17 protein-coding genes are annotated in these 18,150 nt (G+C 60.3%); 4 read left to right on the top strand and 13 right to left on the bottom strand.

Annotation, left to right across the window (positions count from 1 at the left end):
• Positions 1–19 precede the first annotated feature (19 nt).
• Complete coding sequence (locus tag BMZ24_RS06610; RefSeq protein WP_092190529.1) at positions 20–973, top strand: ABC transporter substrate-binding protein; 954 nt, start codon at positions 20–22, stop codon at positions 971–973.
• 164 nt (positions 974–1,137) lie between these two features.
• Here BMZ24_RS06610 and zupT read toward each other — a convergent pair whose 3' ends face one another.
• The gene (zupT, locus tag BMZ24_RS06605) at positions 1,138–2,034 is read right to left on the bottom strand and encodes a zinc transporter ZupT (protein ID WP_092190527.1); all 897 of its coding nucleotides are present in this window, start codon (positions 2,032–2,034) and stop codon (positions 1,138–1,140) included.
• Positions 2,035–2,055: 21 nt separating this feature from the next.
• Positions 2,056–3,159 carry a hemolysin family protein gene (locus BMZ24_RS06600; RefSeq protein ID WP_092190898.1) on the bottom strand — a complete coding sequence of 368 codons (1,104 nt, stop codon included), beginning with the start codon at positions 3,157–3,159 and terminating at the stop codon, positions 2,056–2,058.
• Between the two features lie 242 nt (positions 3,160–3,401).
• Between BMZ24_RS06600 and BMZ24_RS06595 the strand changes: the two genes are divergently transcribed.
• Both BMZ24_RS06595 and BMZ24_RS06590 read left to right on the top strand, forming a co-directional pair.
• Positions 3,402–3,749 (top strand): ArsR/SmtB family transcription factor, encoded by a 348-nt coding sequence (locus tag BMZ24_RS06595; protein ID WP_092190525.1) that lies wholly within the window; start codon positions 3,402–3,404, stop codon positions 3,747–3,749.
• 52 nt (positions 3,750–3,801) lie between these two features.
• Complete coding sequence (locus BMZ24_RS06590) at positions 3,802–4,248, top strand: arsenate reductase ArsC (protein ID WP_092190523.1); 447 nt, start codon at positions 3,802–3,804, stop codon at positions 4,246–4,248.
• Here the strand turns inward: BMZ24_RS06590 and BMZ24_RS06585 are convergent.
• From BMZ24_RS06585 to BMZ24_RS06535, 11 genes are all read right to left on the bottom strand, one after another.
• Positions 4,243–5,475 carry a response regulator gene (locus BMZ24_RS06585; protein WP_092190522.1) on the bottom strand — a complete coding sequence of 411 codons (1,233 nt, stop codon included), beginning with the start codon at positions 5,473–5,475 and terminating at the stop codon, positions 4,243–4,245. The genes BMZ24_RS06590 and BMZ24_RS06585 overlap by 6 nt on opposite strands.
• Positions 5,472–5,876 (bottom strand): response regulator, encoded by a 405-nt coding sequence (locus BMZ24_RS06580; protein ID WP_161949063.1) that lies wholly within the window; start codon positions 5,874–5,876, stop codon positions 5,472–5,474. Before BMZ24_RS06580 ends, BMZ24_RS06585 begins: the two co-directional genes overlap by 4 nt.
• Positions 5,876–7,774, bottom strand: a complete 1,899-nt coding sequence (locus BMZ24_RS06575) for an ATP-binding protein (protein ID WP_092190518.1) — start codon at positions 7,772–7,774, stop codon at positions 5,876–5,878. Before BMZ24_RS06575 ends, BMZ24_RS06580 begins: the two co-directional genes overlap by 1 nt.
• Positions 7,775–7,906: 132 nt before the next feature.
• Complete coding sequence (locus BMZ24_RS06570; protein WP_092190516.1) at positions 7,907–8,593, bottom strand: DUF554 domain-containing protein; 687 nt, start codon at positions 8,591–8,593, stop codon at positions 7,907–7,909.
• A 90-nt stretch (positions 8,594–8,683) separates the two neighbouring features.
• Complete coding sequence (locus BMZ24_RS19970) at positions 8,684–10,648, bottom strand: N-acetylmuramoyl-L-alanine amidase (RefSeq protein WP_225940250.1); 1,965 nt, start codon at positions 10,646–10,648, stop codon at positions 8,684–8,686.
• Between the two features lie 2 nt (positions 10,649–10,650).
• The gene (gene glmS, locus BMZ24_RS06560; protein ID WP_092190514.1) at positions 10,651–12,468 is read right to left on the bottom strand and encodes a glutamine--fructose-6-phosphate transaminase (isomerizing); all 1,818 of its coding nucleotides are present in this window, start codon (positions 12,466–12,468) and stop codon (positions 10,651–10,653) included.
• 2 nt (positions 12,469–12,470) lie between these two features.
• Positions 12,471–13,097 carry an RdgB/HAM1 family non-canonical purine NTP pyrophosphatase gene (gene rdgB / locus BMZ24_RS06555; protein WP_092190512.1) on the bottom strand — a complete coding sequence of 209 codons (627 nt, stop codon included), beginning with the start codon at positions 13,095–13,097 and terminating at the stop codon, positions 12,471–12,473.
• A 16-nt stretch (positions 13,098–13,113) separates the two neighbouring features.
• The gene (locus tag BMZ24_RS06550; RefSeq protein WP_143077846.1) at positions 13,114–13,953 is read right to left on the bottom strand and encodes a HesA/MoeB/ThiF family protein; all 840 of its coding nucleotides are present in this window, start codon (positions 13,951–13,953) and stop codon (positions 13,114–13,116) included.
• Positions 13,950–14,174, bottom strand: coding sequence for a MoaD/ThiS family protein (locus tag BMZ24_RS06545; protein ID WP_092190892.1), 225 nt, complete (start codon positions 14,172–14,174; stop codon positions 13,950–13,952). Before BMZ24_RS06545 ends, BMZ24_RS06550 begins: the two co-directional genes overlap by 4 nt.
• A gap of 2 nt (positions 14,175–14,176) precedes the next feature.
• A complete protein-coding gene (locus BMZ24_RS06540; protein WP_092190510.1) occupies positions 14,177–15,967 on the bottom strand; it encodes a chloride channel protein in 1,791 nt (596 codons plus the stop codon).
• A 28-nt stretch (positions 15,968–15,995) separates the two neighbouring features.
• The gene (locus tag BMZ24_RS06535) at positions 15,996–16,700 is read right to left on the bottom strand and encodes a molybdopterin-guanine dinucleotide biosynthesis protein MobB (RefSeq protein WP_092190508.1); all 705 of its coding nucleotides are present in this window, start codon (positions 16,698–16,700) and stop codon (positions 15,996–15,998) included.
• Between the two features lie 147 nt (positions 16,701–16,847).
• Here BMZ24_RS06535 and hisS point away from each other — a divergent pair, with 147 nt between their 5' ends.
• On the top strand, positions 16,848–18,101 hold the full coding sequence (gene hisS / locus BMZ24_RS06530) for a histidine--tRNA ligase (RefSeq protein WP_092190506.1): 1,254 nt from the start codon (positions 16,848–16,850) through the stop codon (positions 18,099–18,101).
• The last annotated feature ends 49 nt before the right edge of the window (positions 18,102–18,150 follow it).

The raw sequence follows: 18,150 nt of genomic DNA, 5'->3' as shown, positions 1-18,150 counted from the left end.
TCTCAACAAGGGAGTATCCATGACCATCGCCACACTCAAAAAAACCATCCCCGTCCTTGTCCTGCTTCTGGCCCTCTTCACCGCCCCGGCTCAGGCGAGCCGCGACGATGTACGCATCACCAGCGTCGGCTGGACCGACGTCACCGTGACCAGCGAACTGGCCGTGGCCATCCTGCAGAGCCTCGGCTACTCCTCCTCCAACATGATGACATCCCTGCCCATCTGCTATCAGGCCCTGGCCACCGGCGAAGCCGACGTGTTCCTTGGTAACTGGATGCCGTCCATGGAAAGCGTGGCCCGGCCGCATTTCGACTCCGGCAACGTGATCCAGCTCGTGCCGAACATGACCGGGGCGAAATACACCCTGGCCGCTCCGGCCTATGTCGTGGACGGAGGAATCAAGGATTTCAAGGACATCGCCAAATACGGCGACAAACTGGAATGGAAGATCTACGGCATCGAGGAAGGAAACGACGGCAACGACATCATCCAGTCCATGATCGACACGAACATGTTCGGCCTTGGCAAGTTCGAGCTGGTCGCATCCAGTGAATCCGGCATGCTGGCGCAGGTGCAGTCCTTCATGCGCGAAAAGAAATGGATCATTTTTCTGGGCTGGTCCCCGCACAGCATGAACGAGAAGATCGACATGCGCTACCTGACGGGCAGCACGGATGAGACCTTCGGTCCCGACGACGGCACGGCCACGGTCTACACCAACGTGCGCAAGGGTCTCCCCGAGGACATGCCGAACGTGGCCCGCTTTCTCAAAAACTACGTCGTCCCGGTCGGCATGATGAACTCGATCATGGTCACCATGCACGAAAGCCCCGAGATGAAGGCCCGCGACGCCGCTCTCGACTGGGTGGCGGCCCATCCCGAAATGGCGCCCAAATGGCTTGAAGGCGTCACCACCAAGGACGGCAAGCCAGGACTTGCCGCCTTCATGACCGTTCTTGAAGCCAGGAAGTGAACGCAAGCGTGGCAAGCCGGTCCCGGCCATCATTGGATGCCTGGGACCGACTTGCCACGCTTCATTCCAGGCTATTTTGCGCCGTTACCCGTCGTCACGCCGCGTCAGGCTACCGTCATCTTCCAGCGCTTCAAATGCTTCCCAAATATCCCGCAACTTAGCTGTTAGCGCATCAGCAATAGGCTGAGCGCCATGACCGCCATGCCGCCCACCAGTCCGAAGAGGCTGTCATGGCCTTCCCCGTAGGCCTGGCTGGTCGGCAGGAGTTCGTCGAGGCTGATGTAGACCATGATCCCGGCCACCCCTCCAAAAAGGATGCCCATGAGCTGCGGCGGCAGAACTCCGTCCGGCCCCCCGGCAAAATAGAGGATGCCGAGATAGGCGATGCCCGCCCCGATCGGTTCGGCCAGGCCGCTCAGGAAGGAATAGAAGAATGCCGTCCTGCGCTTCCCTGTGGCGTAGTAGATGGGCACGGACACGCTCACGCCCTCCGGAATATTGTGCAGGGCAATGGCGATGGCGATGGCGACACCAAGGCTTGGGTCATCGAGGGCGGCCAGAAAAGTTGCCAACCCTTCGGGAAAATTGTGGATTCCGATGGCCAGCGCGGTGAAAAGCCCCATGCGCATGAGTTTTTTTTCATGGCCGGCCTGAGGCTTGAACGAAGTCTTGGCCGGACCGCAGCTGTTTTCCCCGATGTTCAAAAGGGTTGCGACCTTGCCATGCAGCCGGTCAGCCTCGGCTTCGGAAGGAATCTCATGCGGATTGGTCTCTTCGGGGATGAGGTTGTCGATGAGTCCTATGAGGAGCATGCCCCCGAAAAACGACCCCACGTTGACCCAATATCCAAGAGGATCCCCGTAATGGTTCACCAGGGATTCCTGCCCCTTGAAGAATATTTCCACAAAGGAGACATAGAGCATGACTCCCGCCGAAAACCCCGTGGCCACGGACAGAAAACGGTAGCTGGAAAGCTTGGCGGTAAAGGCTATGATGCTGCCTATTCCCGTGGCCAGGCCCGCAAACGTGGTCAGAGCCAGGGCAAACCATACGTCATTCATGGGCGAGAACTCCTTGCTGCGTCACGGGCGGATATGTTTCTCGGACTCAATTTCCTGGTCCTGTTCCTGTTCGAAAATGCCCAACGAGCGAGCTCTTTTTTCCCACTGCTGCCGGGCCAGGGCCTGCATGTCGGCCACGCTGTCCATTTCATCCACGATTTCCATCCCAAAGAGGGTCTCAACCACATCCTCCAGCGTCACCACCCCCCGGGTTCCGCCATATTCGTCCAAGACAATGGCCAAATGCTGACGCTTATCGAGAAAGAATTCCAGCAGATCGGAAAGAGAGAGGCTGTCGGGCACCGACAGTATCGGACGCTTCAATGATTCCAGAGAACCCTCACAGCCCCCCTTGGACATGCAGATCAGCACCTCGTCCTTGAGCACAAGACCGGTGATGTCATCCAGATCCGCGCCGTAGACAGGCAACCTGGAAAACGGAGTCTTGGTGACAAAGGGCAGGGAGTCTGCGATGCTCATGTCCTGCTGAAGGGCCGTCATGACCGTGCGAGGAGTCATCACGGCGGTGATTGCCACGGAACCGAAACGGAAAATGTTGCGGATGATCCGTGACTCATGCTCCTCCAGATGTCCCGACTGCTCTCCGATGCCGGCCATGGCGATGAATTCGTCGCGACTGAAGACATGCTCCCTTTTTCCCCGGGAGATCAGCTTGGTCAGCCCGTTGGAGAGCCAGACCAGGGGAAAGAGAATCCTGATCAACGCGCTGACGAAATATGCCGTCATTCCGGTCAACGACTGCCAGTAAATCGCGCCGATGGTCTTGGGCACGATCTCGGACAAAAACAGGATGAGCAGCGTCATCACCGCCGAAAAAAGGCCGATCCACGCATTGCCGAAAACCACAAGCGCCTGCGCCCCGGCCACTATGGCGCCCACGGTGTGGGCGATGGTGTTCAGCGTCAGGATCGCGGACAGGGACTGGTCCACCTTGTCGAGGCGAAGCTGCGTCAGAACGTCCGCTCGCCCCGGATTCTTTTCCCGAAGACTCGCGATGTAGGACGGGGTGATGCTCAAGAGCACGGCCTCGGCCACGGAGCAAAGAAAAGAAAAGCCCAGCGCCAGAAAGACAACGAGGACAAGCAACAGAAGATCCGCGCTCATGATCTGGATTCCTCCGGCGCGATGCGTTTCGCCGCAAGCGGCTGCCGCGACCGCGAGAAATGCGCCCGGAACATGCCTTGAGGCAACCTGCAAGAATGTGTGAGCAAATCCTCCTCCTTGATTCATGCGACATTTTTGAATCCATCCGGATCCGTAAGTTCTTGCAATTACCCCGGAATGTGGAGGCGGCACAAGCGATTTTGAGTACTTGACATATTTGCCCATGCGGATATGTTGCGGACATGGAAAAAATAGCCGAAACACTCAAAGCCCTGTCCGATCCCACCCGACTGCGCATCGTCAGCCTGCTCCGGCACGGCGAACTCTGCGTGTGCGATCTGACGGAAGCCCTGCAAACGCCGCAGTCCAAGGTCTCAAGGCATCTGGCGTTTCTGAAGAACGCCGGTTGGGTCAAGGCACGCCGCAGCGGAAAATGGGTTTACTACCAACTCCTAGGCTCCGAGCCATCCCTGCAATCCTCGGTCGCCGAGGCCCTCACGACGCATATCGTGACACACCCCGTCTGCCTTGAGGACGACCGGCGATATTTCGACTTTCTTGCAACCAAATCGTCACAATCCTGTGACTGAGACATCATAACTCCTCCATGTCCTGACCAATTCGCCAACCAGTGAGCTATCCGTGAAAATTCTCTTTTTATGCACAGGCAATTCATGCCGCAGCCAGATGGCCGAAGGCTGGGCCAAGCACTTGAAGAAAGGACAAGTGGAGGCCTGTTCCGCGGGCATCAAGCGCCACGGCATGAACCCCCATGCCGTGCGCGTCATGGAAGAGGCCGGAGTGGACATGAGCGGGCATTCATCCAAAACCCTGGACGAACTGCCGGACCAAAATTTCGAGGTGGTGGTCACGTTGTGCGGACATGCAAATGAAACCTGCCCCTTCTTTCCAGGACAGGTCAGGCGTGTGCACCGGGGCTTTGACGATCCTCCGAGCCTGTGCGCGGAAATGACGAATGAAGATGAGATCCTGGCGGTCTACCGGAGGGTACGCGACGAAATCCGGGATTTCGTGGCCGGATTGCCGCAAACCCTGGACGCGGAGCAAGCCGGAACAAACGACCTATGACGGGGTTTCGGACAAGGCAGCGGCTCTGTCCGGATCCTTGGGCAAAGTCAGCATGAATACGACGCCCTGCCCGGGGCTGGTCTCCAGCAGGATGGACCCTCTCAAGGTCTGGGTGACCAGATTGTAGACAATGTTCATGCCCAGACCCGTTCCTCCAGATCCGCGCGTGGTGGTGTAAAACGGATCGTAGATCCGCTCCTTTTGCTCACGGTCCATGCCCATGCCCGTATCGCGATAGGTCAGCAAAACTTTTTCGCCAGCAGACTCCACATTGATGGATATCTCCCCGGGCCGTCCGTCCGCGAAACCGTGGATAAGCGAGTTCATGATCAGGTTGGTCATGATCTGCATGATCGCCCCGGGGTAGGAATCAAGGATCAGGTCATCGGGGCACTGCATTCGCACCTGATGCGGGGTGCGCTTGAACTGAGGCCGCAGGCTCAGGAGAATCTGTTCCAGATAATTCTTCATCTCGAAGGCGCGCTTCTCTTCGGAACTCTGATCCGCGGCGACCTTCTTGAAGCTCTGCACCAGCTCAGCGGCCCGCTCCAGATTGGAAAGCACCGATCCGGAAGATTCCTCGGCCAGGGCCAGGTACTTCTCCAGATCCGAACGCTTCATATCCCCCTTCTCGTATAGCTCCCGCAACTGCCGCGTCCGTTCGGACAGAAAGGACGCCGCCGTGACGCTCACCCCGATGGGCGTGTTCACCTCATGGGCCACCCCTGCCACCAGATCGCCCAGAGCCGCCATTTTGGCCGACTGGATCATCTCCTTCTGGGTGCGGTGCAATTTTTCAAGGGATTCCTCAAGACTCTGCTGGTACTCCCGGTTCTGACGCTGCAGCCTGGCCCGCTCAAGGCAAGTCTCCACGGAATGCAGGAGGATATTCATGTCCTGGATGGGCTTGACCAGATAATCCCAGGCGCCGCGCCGCAATGCCTCGACCACGTCGCGGATGTCTCCGGCCCCGGAAACCACCATGATGGGCGTCTGCGGGGAGAGCTCCCGCACCTTGGCCAGAACCTGCAATCCGTCCATGCGCGGCATGCGCAGATCCACCAGGATCAGATCGGGCCGGTTGGCCGCAAAGACTTCCAGGCCCTGCTGACCGTCCCCGGCCTGCAGCACGCCGTATCCGAAGTCCTCAAGAAAATTAGCCAGACTTTCGCGCACCGCCTGATCGTCGTCGATGGTCAGGACCACGGGCCTCCCATCTTGGTTCATGACCTGCCCTCCGCGACCTTTTCCAGAATAAGGGTCTCGAAAATGCCCATATCCAGGACCGGCTTGAAAAGCACCTCGCGCTCCGTCAGGCCGATGGTCCGCAATTCATTGTCCAGCTGAAAATCCGTGGAGCCTGTATGGATCAGACAGCGCACCGAAGGATGCAGGACGTGCAGCCTCTTGATGAACTCCAGACCGTCAATGCCTCCAAGACGGATGTCCACCACAGCCACCGCGACGTCGCCAAGCTCGGGAAGTTCAAGGGCGTCCTCCGCGCTCTCGGCCGTCAACGTGCCAAAACCGCAGTCCATCAGGTACTCGGCCAGACTCTCCCGAATGTTCGGTTCGTCGTCCAGAACGAGCACCGTTACCGTGCTTTGAGTGATCGTGTTCTCCGACATCATGAAGCTCCGCCGATGGTTTTATCCACCGGAGTGAGAGGCAGATGGATGATGAAGACGGAACCCTTGCCGGGGCTGGATTCCACATCGATCCTGCCGCCATGGTTTTCAACTATCAGGAAATAGGAAACCGAGAGGCCAAGGCCGGTGCCTTCCCCCACCCGCTTGGTGGTGAAAAACGGCTCGAAAACCCTCTTGCGCAACTCTTCGGACATGCCCGGCCCGTTGTCCTCGATCTCGATCCGAACCTCCGTGCCGGCGCCCATGACGCGCAGGATGAAACAGGGAGGACGGTCCTGGGAACCCATGGCTTGGGCCCCGTTGCGGATCAGGTTGAAAAAGACCTGCTGGATCTTGCTTTCCTCGCAATGGACCAGCGGCAGATTCTCCTCGTACTCGCGCTCGATCCTGATCTTTCGAAAGTCGTACTGCTTTTTGAGATCGTAGTCATTGGCCGCAAGCTCGAGAGTGCGGTCCAGGAGAGCCGGAATGTCGACCTCGGCCATGCGCAAATTGTTCTTGCGGCTGAAAGAGAGCATGTTCTCCACGATCCGCGCCGCGCGCAAGCCCGAATCCATGATCGAGTCCATCATACGCAGGCAGCCACGCCGTTCGAAGTAGGTACTGATCAGCTCCATGTCCGTGCCCAGTTCTTCCGCCAGCTTCCTGTTCGCGGGCAACTCGGGGGAAATCCTGTTCCTGATGACCTGCCCGTTTTGCAGAATTCCGGCCAGGGGATTGTTGATCTCGTGGGCCATGCCCGCAGCCAGGCCTCCTACGGAAATCATTTTCTCCGACTGGATGAGCATCTCTTCGAGCCGCACCCGTTCCGTGGCATCGTCAATACGGATGACCGCGCCCTGCACGTCGTTGGTCATCAGGGGATAGACCGTGACATCCACATATTCGACCACCACGTCTTCGTTTTTCCTGGGCACCTTGGGTATCTTGACCGGAAGGTTGGTGTTCACTGCAGCCCTGATCTGCTCCATGCTGACCGGAGCCCCGGGAAATACGTCCGTGACCTGACGGCCCATGGCAGCTTCCACCGAAACGCCGGTTTTGAGCACCGCCTGCTGGTTCCACTGGGTGATACGTCCATCCACATCGACAGAGACCAGGATCGAGGGCATCGAATCAAGAATGTTGCGGATGTACCCTTCCGCCTCCTTGAGCTTCTTTTCGGCGTCTTCCCTTTGCTTGATATCCCGGAGCAGGTTTTCGCGCATGTCGTTGAAGGCGCGAACCACGATGTCGATCTCGTCGGGCCGGGACGAGGACTTGTCCAGCAAGAGCGGCTCCTGCAGCCTGTCGATGGTCAGTCCGGAAGTGTAGAGAGCCATCCGACGCAAATGACGCGTGACCAGCATGTAAAAGATGAAAACGACAAGGATGGCCACCAGGAAGATCTGCACGCCCTGGGTGATGCCGATGACCAGGCTCTTGTCCAGAAGTCTGCGCCACAAGGCGCTCTTGTCGGCGGCCACGACGAGGGTGCCGATCATGTCGATGCGGTCCAGCACCCTGTACTGGAGAGGAAACTTCCGAACGATCAGGTTCTTTTCCTCGGCCTGCGCGCCACGAAAATACCGTATCCCTTCCGGAGTGATGACCTCGGCGTACATCATGTCGCGCATCTCCAGAACCCCTTCGAGCTGAACCAGGATCTGCACCTCGTCCAGATGCCACAGGGCGCTGGTCAGGCTGGACAAACGCGATGTGCGGATCTGTTCCAGCTGTGAAAGCATGGCTTCCCTGTCGTTGCGGTAATCGAAAGTGAGCTGCACCACCGTTCCAAGCACGGTGAACACGGTACTCCCGAGAAGGATCCAGAGCAGCAGCTTGCGACCCAGGCGACCGCTGACGTCGGTTGGAAGAATTCTTGAGGAGGTCGCCATCTGCCCACCGCTGAAAGTTTGACTCCACACATGCCCGAGCGGAAAAAACCGACTCTGACCTTTCTTTTTTAAACATATCGGCAAGGCTTTGAAAAGCAAAACTCTTCTCCGCCAGGAAGGAACGGACGCCCCTTACGGAAAAATGATGGAGAGGATGACGATCACGACCAGGGACGGCAGCAGGCTGGATAGGCGAATGGCCGTCAGCCCCAGCAGGTTGATGCCTATGCCAAGAATCAGGGTCCCGCCGGTGGCCGTGAGCTGGGCGATGAGATAATCCGAAAAATACGACTGAAAGGACCCGGCGAAAAGGGTCAGAAGGCCCTGGTAGACAAGGACCGGCAAGGCGGAAAAGAGCACCCCCGCACCGTAGGTCGAAGCCAGGGCGATGGAGGCGAATCCGTCCAAAAGCGCCTTGGTGAAAAGGATAGAGTGATCGCCTCGAATGCCCTCGTCAAAAGAGCCGAGAATGGCCATGGCACCGATGCAGTAGATCAGGGACGCGTTGACCATGCCGTCCACGAAACGGGTGTTGTTTGAGCGCACCAGACCCTTGAGCTTGCCGGCCAGGCCCGCAAAGCGGTCTTCGAGCCGCAGGGCCTCGCCCATCACCCCGCCGATAAGGACGCTAAGAACCACAAGCAGCCCGTTCTTTCCCTGCAGAGCCATCTGCATGCCGATGACCAGAACGCAAAGCCCGAGGCCCTGAAAAACGACCTGCCGCATTTTTTCCGGCAAACGGCCATGCAAAAGCAGCCCCAAAGTGCCGCCGGCCAAAATGGCCAGCGCGTTGATCACCGAACCGAGGGGAAAAACCATGACACGTGACTCCACTGCGAATTGTTAAAAAAAGACCGCCCAACCCCAAAACGGAGCGTGGGCGGCAAAAATCTCGCCAGAAACGATTTCTCAGGATTTGCCCGATGAGTTGAGGGCAAATCGTTCCAGTTTCTTTTTGTACGCCAGCACCCCGCGCGTCAGACCTTGAGCCATGCTTTTGAGATAGGCGTCCGTGTTGAGTCTGCCCGCCTCCTTGGCATTGGTCAGGTAGCCGAGCTCCACCAGAATGGATGGCATGCGCGCCCCGGTCAGGACGTAGAAAAACGCGCCCTTGGAGCCGTGGCTGGAGAGAGCGTACTTGGAACGCATGATCCGCAAAGTCTCCTCTTCGACAAGGGCCGCCATCTGCCGCGACTCGTTGATCTTGGAATTGAGCATGAGGTCCGAGAGAATGAACTGCATGTCGCTTATCTTCTTGGCGGACACGCCGTTTTCACGGGCCGCGACACGCACGGCCTGTGCGTCGGTGGCCAGGTTCAGGTAGTAGACCTCAAGGCCGTTGACTGTCTTATCCTTGTGCGCGTTGCAATGGATGGAAATGAACAGGTCCGCGTTCTTGGCGTTGGCCATGGCGGTGCGCTCCTCCAGAGGGATGAATGTGTCCCCGGTGCGCGTATAATGCACCTCGAAGCCCTGCTCCTTGAGCATCTCCCCCAGAATCTTGGCCATGCGCAAATTGAGTTTTTTTTCATGAAGACCGTTGGCCACTGCGCCAGGGTCCTTGCCGCCATGTCCGGCATCGATCATGATGGTGCGTACCTTGAGCCCGAGCTGTTCGACCAGGGATCCGGTATATTTTTTCTGCGTCGAACTGACCTTGATCTCCGGCGTCTTGGCAGCCGGGGGGCTAGTCCCCTTGGCTGCCGCCTGAACCGGGGGCTTGGTCTTCGCGGCCGTGCTCTTGGTCGCCGGAATCTTGCCGGCCTGCTTTACCGCGGCGTCCTTCTTGGAGGAGGCGGGTTGCGCCTGTTTTGCCTGCAACTCGGCCAGTGCCGCCTGAACATGGTCCACCTCCACGTCCGAAGCGGCGGCAACGGCCCCGGACTTTTGAGTGGTCCCACCGGCAGCACCGTATATGTCGATGACCACGCGGTACGGCTCAGGCAGGGTAAAAACCCGATAGTGATCCATCGCCATCAGATCGAAGGTGATGAGCGCTCCTCCGGCCGGATCCGGAGCAACCTGAATCTTGGAAAGGATTCCGTCCTCGATACTGCGCACGGGCATGACGTCGGCCGCGATACCGGCCTGCTGCAGCGTGATCTGCAACTGCTTGTTGCCGTTTTTGGCCTTCTCGACGAGCGCCCGTTCATAGTGTGCATCCTGGGTGATATCCATGACCACCCGGGTATAGTCCGGACTGGACCAGTGGCGGATGCCAAGCAGGGTCAGCCCGTCCTTGAGCTTTGCCGCCGGAACAGCGGCCTGCTTCGGAATCACGGCTGGTTTTGTGCCTGCGGATTGTGGCTGCTCGGGCGTTGTCTGTTCGGGCTTCGCCTGGGCAGACGCCTCGGGCCTTGCCGGTTCACCGCCCTGAATTCGCGCCAGGAGCTCGCGAGCCTCGGAGACCTTGTCGCCTTTGGGGTAGTCGTCGATGACGGCCTGTAAAACCCTGGCTGCCCGAGCGGAATCCTTGAACTGTTCCAGCCAGACCAGCCCCATGCGGAACAGGGCGTCATCGGCCCAGCCATGCTTCTTGTAAACGGCGAGCATGCGGTCGTAGGCTTCGAGCGCCTTGAGCCGATCGGTCCGGGAAAAAGAGCGGCGGGCCAGTTCCTCGTAGCATCTGCCGAGAAAAAACATGGAGCGGGGCGCATACTCGCTTTTGGGATCAGCCCCAAGAGAGCGCAAAAACGGCTTCATGACCGCTTCCCACTCCGCCCGCAGCCCGGCCCTTTTTTCGTTGGCCAGCAATGAATTGAAGGCGGTGACCCCGCGCGTGTACTCGCTCTTGGCCGAAGCCAGGGCAACACAGGCAAACCCAAGCACCAGCACCAGGGCAAAAACAATTCCAAGCGGTTTTCGTAAAGACATCCTTATTCCACGGTCACGGATTTGGCCAAATTCCGGGGCTGGTCCACGTCCTTGCCCAGGTAGACGGCCATTTCATAGGCGAAAAGCTGCACTGCCGGCAGCACCAGAAAACTCTTCAGCGGCCCCCACATGTCGGGCAGGACCCATGGGTCCTCGACGGCAGGCGCGGCCCCGGGGTTGACCAGGGCGATGATCCGTCCGCCCCGGGCCTGCACTTCCTGCAGATTCGAGGCTACTTTTTGCAGCAATTCGTCCCCCAGCGCCATGGCGAAGGTCGGAAAATGCTGGTCGACGAGGGCTATGGGGCCATGCTTCATCTCGCCGGCGGCGTACCCTTCCGCGTGAATGTAGGAAATCTCTTTAAGTTTCAGCGCACCCTCGAGGGCCAGGGGAAAGTTCAGTCCGCGCCCCAGAAAAAAGAAGCTGCGGGCGTCGGCGTAACCCTGGCTCAAGGTCTTGGCCTTCTCGCGGATGGTGGGCAGCTCCGCCTCCAGCTGGTCGGGGAGCAGGGGCAGATCGTGCAGGCAGCGCTCCAGGATGTCACCCTGCAACACGCCTTTGCGCACGCCCCAGGACAGGGTCATGAGCAGCAGCAGGACCATCTGGCTGCACATGGCCTTGGTCGAGGCCACGCTGATCTCGGGTCCGGCCTGGGTGTACACGACCGAGTCGGACTCGCGCGCGATGGAGGACCCGACCACGTTGCACAGGCCGAGGATGGGCGCGCCCGCCTCGCGAGCGATGCGGATGGCGGCCAGGGTGTCGGCGGTTTCGCCGGACTGGCTGATGGTCAGGACCAGGTCGCCGGGCAGAAAGACGCTGTCGCGGTAGCGGAACTCCGAGGCGATCTCGACCTGCACGGGGATGCGGGCCCAGGACTCAAGCAGATACTTGGCCCACAGCCCGGCATGATACGAGGTTCCGCAGGCCACTATGGTCAGGCGGCCGGGGATGTCCAGCGCATCGAGTTCGGGCAGCACGACCCGGCCCTTCTGAATGCGTCCGGTCAGGCAGTCGCGGATGACCTTGGGCTGCTCGAAGATCTCCTTGAGCATGAAATGCTTGTACCCGTCCTTCTGGGCGGCCTGCACATCCCAGGAGATGTGCTTCACTTCCTTGACCTTGGGCTCAAGGGTCAGGGAATCGAAGACCTGCCATGAGCCCGCGTCGATCTCCACCAGCTCGCCGTTGTCCAGAAAAACCACCTCGCGGGTGTACGGCAGGAAGGCTGGGATGTCGGAAGCCAGGAAATTCTCGCCCGTTCCGATGCCCATCAGCAGCGGGCTGGCCTTGCGGCTGGCCCAGATCTTTCCGGGATGTTCGCGCGAGAGCAGGGCGAAGGCGTAGGCCCCGTCGATCCGGGAAAGCGCCCAGGAGATGCCGCGGCGCACGTCGCCGGTCAGATCCACGCCCTTGGCGATGATGTGCACCAGCACCTCGGTGTCCGTTTCGGAATGAAAGACATTCCCCTCGGCCATGAGCTCGGCCTTGAGTTCGGCGTAGTTCTCGATGATCCCGTTATGGACCAGGGCGAACCGGCAGTCCCCATCCATGTGCGGATGGGCGTTGCGCTCCACGGGCAGTCCGTGGGTGGCCCAGCGGGTGTGCCCTATGCCGCAGACAGAAGACGCCGTGTCCAGCCCCGCTATCTTCTGGTCCAGGGCCCCGAGCTTGCCTTCGGCGCGGATGACACGCAGCCCCTGCGGCTCTTCGTAAGCCACCCCGGCCGAATCATAACCCCTGTATTCCAGGCGTCGCAGTCCTTCGACAATGGCCGGAATGGCCGGACGATGCCCCGTGTATCCGATGATTCCGCACATGCTTATTTCTCCAGTTCCAGCTGAGCTTTTTTCCAGAATTCAGGCCAGCCGCGCAGCAGATCCCGCAGGGCAAGGCCGCGATGACTGCGCGCATTCTTGACCTGCGCTTCCATTTGTGCCGCCGTCACACCCAAGGTCTCGTCGAAAAATACAGGGTCATACCCGAAGCCGCCGCTGCCCGAGGGCGCTCTGGTCACCCGGCCCTGCCAGGCTCCCCGGCCGATCAACTCCTCTCCGCCGGGGGTGACCGCCAGCATGACGCAGGCGAAATGACAGCCCCGTTCGGCATCCGGCACATCAGCCAGGGCGTCAAGCAACTTGACCACGTTCTTTTCGTCCGTGGCGCCCTCACCGCTGTAACGGGCGGAATAGACACCCGGAGCACCGCCAAGAGCGTCCACGGCCAGGCCGGAGTCGTCGGCCACGGCCACCAGCCCCGTTGCCTGGGCCACGGCCACGGCCTTGATGCGCGCGTTTTCCTCGAAAGTCACTCCTGTCTCGGGGATGTCCTTGATCATGGGAAAATCGGACAGTCCAAGAACCCGGATATCAGGCACCTGCTCGGCCAGCATGGCCCCCAATTCACGGATTTTTCCCGCGTTGCTCGTTGCCAAAACGATTGTATTCATCTCATTGTCTCGTATCTTATTCAAGATCATAGATTTCAAAAGAAAAGGAAGCCAGATCGACGTGCAGCATGCGCCCGGCCAACCGAAGCTCGCCCTTGAGCAGATAGCGGGAGGTCTCGGCCGCCATGAGCGCCGCTGCCAGCGAAACCGCCGGGGCCAGGCTGCCCAGGGTGTGCTCCGCGTCCGAAGCGCCGGGATCGGACCACATTCGTGAGATGCCCCGGCGCGCTTCAGTCTCGCTGCCCACCACCACCGTCCAGCCGGCCACGGCGGCGGCCACGACCGGAATTCCAAGACTAAGCGCCACATCGTGCAGGGCGATGCGCGGCTCTATCCCGCCCAGCGCATCGACGACCACCCCGACCCCTTGCAGGGCCAGGGGCAGATTGCTTCGGTCCAGAAACATCTCAAGCGCCCGCACTTCCACCAAGGGGGCAATGCGCGCCACCCGCTCCGCCGCGACCCTGGCCTTGTTGCGGCCCAGATCCGCCACGCTGGAGAGCAATTGCCTGTTGAGATTGCTCTCCTCGAAAACATCGCCGTCTGCAACGACTATGTGCCCCACGCCAAACCGGGCCAGCAGTTCCAGCACATAACCGCCCAGCCCTCCGGCCCCGACCAACAGCACGGTCGAGTCCATGAGCGCGGCCTGTTCGGACAGGCTGATGCCATGCCTGCTCTTGAGCAACGGCAGGGGCGTGACGTCATGCGCCAGAGCCTGCCGCCCTCCCTGGGCCGGAGTCATGCCCTCGCGTTCACACAACGCGCCAAGCTCCGCCAGCGAAACGGTGCGCACCCTACGCTGGGCGTCATGGCCGCTTACCCGCTCAAGGCCGCGCGCGAACGAGTCGCTCATCCCCCGCCCACCGCCGGAAATATGCCCAACTGATCGTCATCGGCCAGCACGGTATCGAGCCCCGCGCTCTTGCTGTTGACAAAGATCAGCTTCACATCCGTCTCCTTGAGCCCGACCAGGGTCATGGCGTCCATCACCGTCGCGCCCTCGGGCAACTGCAGGCTGCCGCCTTGCGGAGTATGGTCGCTGAGCGTCGCGAAACATTTGATCCGTATCTGCATGGTCACCCCTTTTCCTTGCGCTGGCGAAGCGTGGCCAGACGCCTGTTGTAAAAGTCGATGATGGTTCTCCTGCTGAGCATGCCCAGCACAATATCTGGGTCATCATCCCGAACCACCGGTATGGAGTCAATATTCTTCACCGTCACCTTGGAAAGAACGGAATTGAGGTCCTCGCCAAGTGTGGTGGATATGACGTCCCTGGTACCCAATTCCGACATGACCACCAGGGAGTCAAGGCCCGGTTCAAAAAGAAACTCGCGCACATCGTTGACGGAGAAGATCCCGATCATGCGCTCGTCGCCGTTCACCACGGGAAAATAATGTTCCTTGGTGGAGCAAAAACGTTCCTTGAAGCGGGCCAGGGTCATGTTATGCGGAATGAGACAGGGCGGAGTAAGGCGGTCCTGCAATTCCTCGACTTTAAGCTTCTGCAGCACATCGACGAAGAGCGTCCCGGCATGCGCGGGAGAATCGACAGGCCCGTCCACCTGCGAGGTGTAGATGGTCCAGCGCTTGGACAGAAGGTAGGTCAGGGAACAGACCAGCAGGCTCGGCAACAGCAATTGATAGGAATTGCTCATCTCGCTGATGAAGATGATGGTCGAAATGGGCGTGTTGGATACTCCGGTGAAAAATCCGGCCATGCCCACCAGCACGAAGGCCGCGGGCTGCGGAACCACCGAGGGCATGTAATGATGGAAGAAAATTCCGACCAGCGCACCGGCGGCGCCGCCGATCACCACGGAAGGACCGAACACGCCGCCGGAACCGCCGGAGCCGATGGTCAGCGAAGTGGTCAGGATCTTGCCGAAACAGACCGTCCCCAGCAGCCACAACGACGCGTCGCCGTCCAGGGCCATCTGCACGAAACCGTATCCGAAACCCAGGGTCTGGGGCAGCCAGAAGCCGATCACGCCGACGGCAAGCCCCCCGAGGGCGGGGCGCAGGTGCCGGGGCATGCGCAACGATCTGAAAAAAGCGGTGATGCGATGGAAGCTGGTCACGTAAAGCCAGCCCACGCCGGCCAGAACAACGGCCAGAACCGTATATGGCCCCAGCGCCAGGGGATTCGAGAACTCCATATGCGGCGCCCTGAAAAGATTCCCCCAACCGAAGAACATGCAGAAGATGCAGTACGCCACCACCGAGGACAGACCGGCAGGGATGATCACGTCCCCCTCTATTTCAGGATCGCGATACAGCACCTCGGCCGCGAACAGCGCCCCGGCCAGGGGGGCCCTGAAAATGCTGCCCACCCCGGCGGCCATGCCCGCGGCCAACATGATCCGCCGGTCCCGGTCCGAAAGTTTCAGCCGCGTGGCCAGGAAGGATCCGAAACCGGCCCCGATCTGCGCGATGGGGCCTTCGCGTCCCCCCGACCCGCCGGAGGTCAGGGTTATGGCCGAAGCCAGGGTCTTGATGATGGGCACACGCCCTCGAATGTGCCCCGCCTTGCGGTGGTAGGCGTCGATGGCGCCGTCCGTGCCGTGGCCTTCGGCTTCCGGCGCGAACGTGTACACCAGCCAGCCGCTGACCAGGCCGCCCAGAGCCGGAAGCACGAGGAGCATGTACCTGTTGAACTCGTTCCCCGTGCTGGGCAGCAGATGCCGCTCACCGGCCGGTGCGGGCGGATGGTATCCGGCCAGCATGTCCATGAACAGAAAATTGCCGCCTTCGCACAGCAAATGAAAAAGTACCGCCCCCAGGCCGCTGACCACGCCGATGAGCACAAAATTCAGGAGCCACCTGCCCATGGCCATGATCCGGTCGTATTCAGCCGGGTCTTTGCGCATGAATTCTCCTCGCCATTTGTTCGCGGGTTTATTCCAGGATGATTTCAACTTTCTGCCCAGGCACATTGCCCTTGAGCTCGGTCAAAAGTCCGCGAATCGTTCCCGTGACCAGCCTGTCCAGAAAGGGATTCAGCGCCAGGCGTTTGCCTCCGATCCGGATACAGAGCTTGGCATGCATGGCCACGCAGAAATCCGCGTCGGCCTTGCCGGCCACGATTTCCCGCGCCAGCGCCAGGCAGGACTCCCTGCCGCATGCTCCGCAATCAAGCCCGGGCAGGGAAAAGGCCCGGCTGTCGGCCAGCGTGGCCAGGTCCGCCACGGAGTCGGCCTTGCGCACTCCGGGCAATGCTCCGGTTCCCCAGGAAGCCAGGGCCAGGCCGTTGTCCAGCATGGACTCGTCTTCCCCGGAGCCAAGGGCCACGATCCGGGGCAGCCAGGTCAGGGACTTGCCGCCCTCGACCAGCACGATGTCCGCATCCAGCAAAGGCAAGATGTCTTGCAGTTGCCGCGCCGAATTCCACAGCAAGGCCGTGGTCTTGGGGCCGATGCCTGCAACGCTGACGCATTCCTGCGCAAAACGGGACGTATCCGTGCCCTCGAGGTCCAGCCCGTGATGGGAGAACTTGACCGCAGCCACCCTGTGCCCCCGCGCCGTCAATTCACGGGCAAGGTCGAGCACAAGAGTGGTCTTGCCTGATTTCTTGAAACCCACCACTGAAACAGCCTTGAACATTGCTCCTCCGTCTTTGACAATCCTTCGTTCATCAATTAACCAATTCAATTTTCCCATGCGCATCGCCGCAAGTCCCGCCCCACCGTAAACGGAGCCTGGCTCAAGGCGCGCATCCCCCATCCCATTCGTCAAGGACAGATATTTTCTATGTCTAAAATTCAGAAAATTAAAGGCTTTTCTGACCTCTTCTGCCCGGAGAGCACGGTCCACACCCTGATGGAAAACCTGGCCCGCCAGGTTTTCGCCACATACGGTTGCCAGGAAGTGCGCGTGCCCATCCTGGAGAAAACAGAGCTTTTCGCCCGCTCCATCGGCGAAGAAACCGATGTCGTACAAAAGGAAATGTACACCTTCGCCGACCGCAAGGGACGCTCCCTGACCATGCGCCCAGAAGCCACGGCCGGAGTGCTGCGCGCCTTCATCGAGTCGGGCCAGTGCGGATCCGAAGGCACGACCAAGCTTTTTGCCTGCGGCCCCATGTTCCGTTACGAGCGCCCGCAAAAAGGCCGCCTGCGCCAGTTCCATCAGCTCGACGTCGAGGTTTTGGGCACGGACGCCCCCCAGGCCGACGCCGAGGTCGTGCTCATGCTCTGGACCTTCCTGTGCAAGCTGGGCCTGAAAAATCTTTCCCTGGAGCTCAACTCCCTGGGCTGCCCCGAGTGCCGGCCGGTCTTCCACCAGCGCCTGCGGGACTTTTTGGCCGGAGTGGACCAGTCCAAGCTGTGCGAGGACTGCAAACGCCGCAGTGAAACCAACCCCCTGCGCGTCCTGGACTGCAAGGTCCCGGCCTGCAAGGCGCTGGTCGAAGGCGCCCCCAGCATCGCCGACTCCCTGTGCCCCGGATGCGACGAACATTTCGCCCAGGTGCGCGACATCCTGGACAGCGCCGCTCTGCCCTACCGCCTGAACGAACGCCTTGTGCGGGGTCTGGACTACTACCAGCGCACCACCTTCGAGGTCGTCTCCGGAGAGATCGGCGCCCAGACCGCCGTGGCCGGCGGAGGCCGCTACGACGGCCTGATCAAGCAGCTCGGCGGCCCCGACCTGCCGGGCATCGGATTCGCGTGCGGCATGGAGCGCCTGGCCCTGCTCTACGGTCAGGCCCAGATCCCGGCCCCGGATTTCTATCTGGCGGTGCTCGACTCCCGCGCCCTGAACACGGCCCTGCTTCTGGCCCAGCGCATGCGCGAGCGGGGCTTCGCCGGAGAGGTATCCTTCGAGGCGCGCAGTATCAAGGCCCAGATGCGCCAGGCCAACAAGCTCGGCGTCAAGACGTGCCTCATCCTTGGTCAGGATGAAATGGAAAAGGGACAGATCGTGGTCAAGGACATGGCCACGGGCGTGCAGAAGAATATCGGCCAGGATGATCTGGAGCAGGCCCTGGGTTTTCGCAAGCCCTAGGGCTTTACACACACATTTTGCAGCTTATCGTACCCAAGCGAGGAACATA

This window comes from Desulfomicrobium norvegicum, from assembly GCF_900114595.1.
GTDB lineage: Bacteria > Desulfobacterota > Desulfovibrionia > Desulfovibrionales > Desulfomicrobiaceae > Desulfomicrobium > Desulfomicrobium macestii.
Note: the sequence above shows the minus strand (reverse complement) of the source record. Positions and strands in the feature narration are given on the sequence as shown.

What these genes read in the sequence shown, in the direction of transcription:
- BMZ24_RS06575 (WP_092190518.1), bottom strand. Translation starts at nt 7,774, where the DNA reads ATGGCGACCTCCTCAAGAATTCTTCCAACCGACGTCAGCGGTCGCCTG.
- BMZ24_RS06535 (WP_092190508.1), bottom strand. Translation starts at nt 16,700, where the DNA reads ATGTTCAAGGCTGTTTCAGTGGTGGGTTTCAAGAAATCAGGCAAGACC.
- BMZ24_RS06610 (WP_092190529.1), top strand. Translation starts at nt 20, where the DNA reads ATGACCATCGCCACACTCAAAAAAACCATCCCCGTCCTTGTCCTGCTT.
- BMZ24_RS06595 (WP_092190525.1), top strand. Translation starts at nt 3,402, where the DNA reads ATGGAAAAAATAGCCGAAACACTCAAAGCCCTGTCCGATCCCACCCGA.
- hisS (WP_092190506.1), top strand. Translation starts at nt 16,848, where the DNA reads ATGTCTAAAATTCAGAAAATTAAAGGCTTTTCTGACCTCTTCTGCCCG.
- rdgB (WP_092190512.1), bottom strand. Translation starts at nt 13,097, where the DNA reads ATGAATACAATCGTTTTGGCAACGAGCAACGCGGGAAAAATCCGTGAA.
- BMZ24_RS19970 (WP_225940250.1), bottom strand. Translation starts at nt 10,648, where the DNA reads ATGTCTTTACGAAAACCGCTTGGAATTGTTTTTGCCCTGGTGCTGGTG.
- glmS (WP_092190514.1), bottom strand. Translation starts at nt 12,468, where the DNA reads ATGTGCGGAATCATCGGATACACGGGGCATCGTCCGGCCATTCCGGCC.
- BMZ24_RS06540 (WP_092190510.1), bottom strand. Translation starts at nt 15,967, where the DNA reads ATGCGCAAAGACCCGGCTGAATACGACCGGATCATGGCCATGGGCAGG.
- zupT (WP_092190527.1), bottom strand. Translation starts at nt 2,034, where the DNA reads ATGAATGACGTATGGTTTGCCCTGGCTCTGACCACGTTTGCGGGCCTG.
- BMZ24_RS06585 (WP_092190522.1), bottom strand. Translation starts at nt 5,475, where the DNA reads ATGAACCAAGATGGGAGGCCCGTGGTCCTGACCATCGACGACGATCAG.
- BMZ24_RS06550 (WP_143077846.1), bottom strand. Translation starts at nt 13,953, where the DNA reads ATGAGCGACTCGTTCGCGCGCGGCCTTGAGCGGGTAAGCGGCCATGAC.
- BMZ24_RS06600 (WP_092190898.1), bottom strand. Translation starts at nt 3,159, where the DNA reads ATGAGCGCGGATCTTCTGTTGCTTGTCCTCGTTGTCTTTCTGGCGCTG.
- BMZ24_RS06580 (WP_161949063.1), bottom strand. Translation starts at nt 5,876, where the DNA reads ATGTCGGAGAACACGATCACTCAAAGCACGGTAACGGTGCTCGTTCTG.
- BMZ24_RS06570 (WP_092190516.1), bottom strand. Translation starts at nt 8,593, where the DNA reads ATGGTTTTTCCCCTCGGTTCGGTGATCAACGCGCTGGCCATTTTGGCC.
- BMZ24_RS06545 (WP_092190892.1), bottom strand. Translation starts at nt 14,174, where the DNA reads ATGCAGATACGGATCAAATGTTTCGCGACGCTCAGCGACCATACTCCG.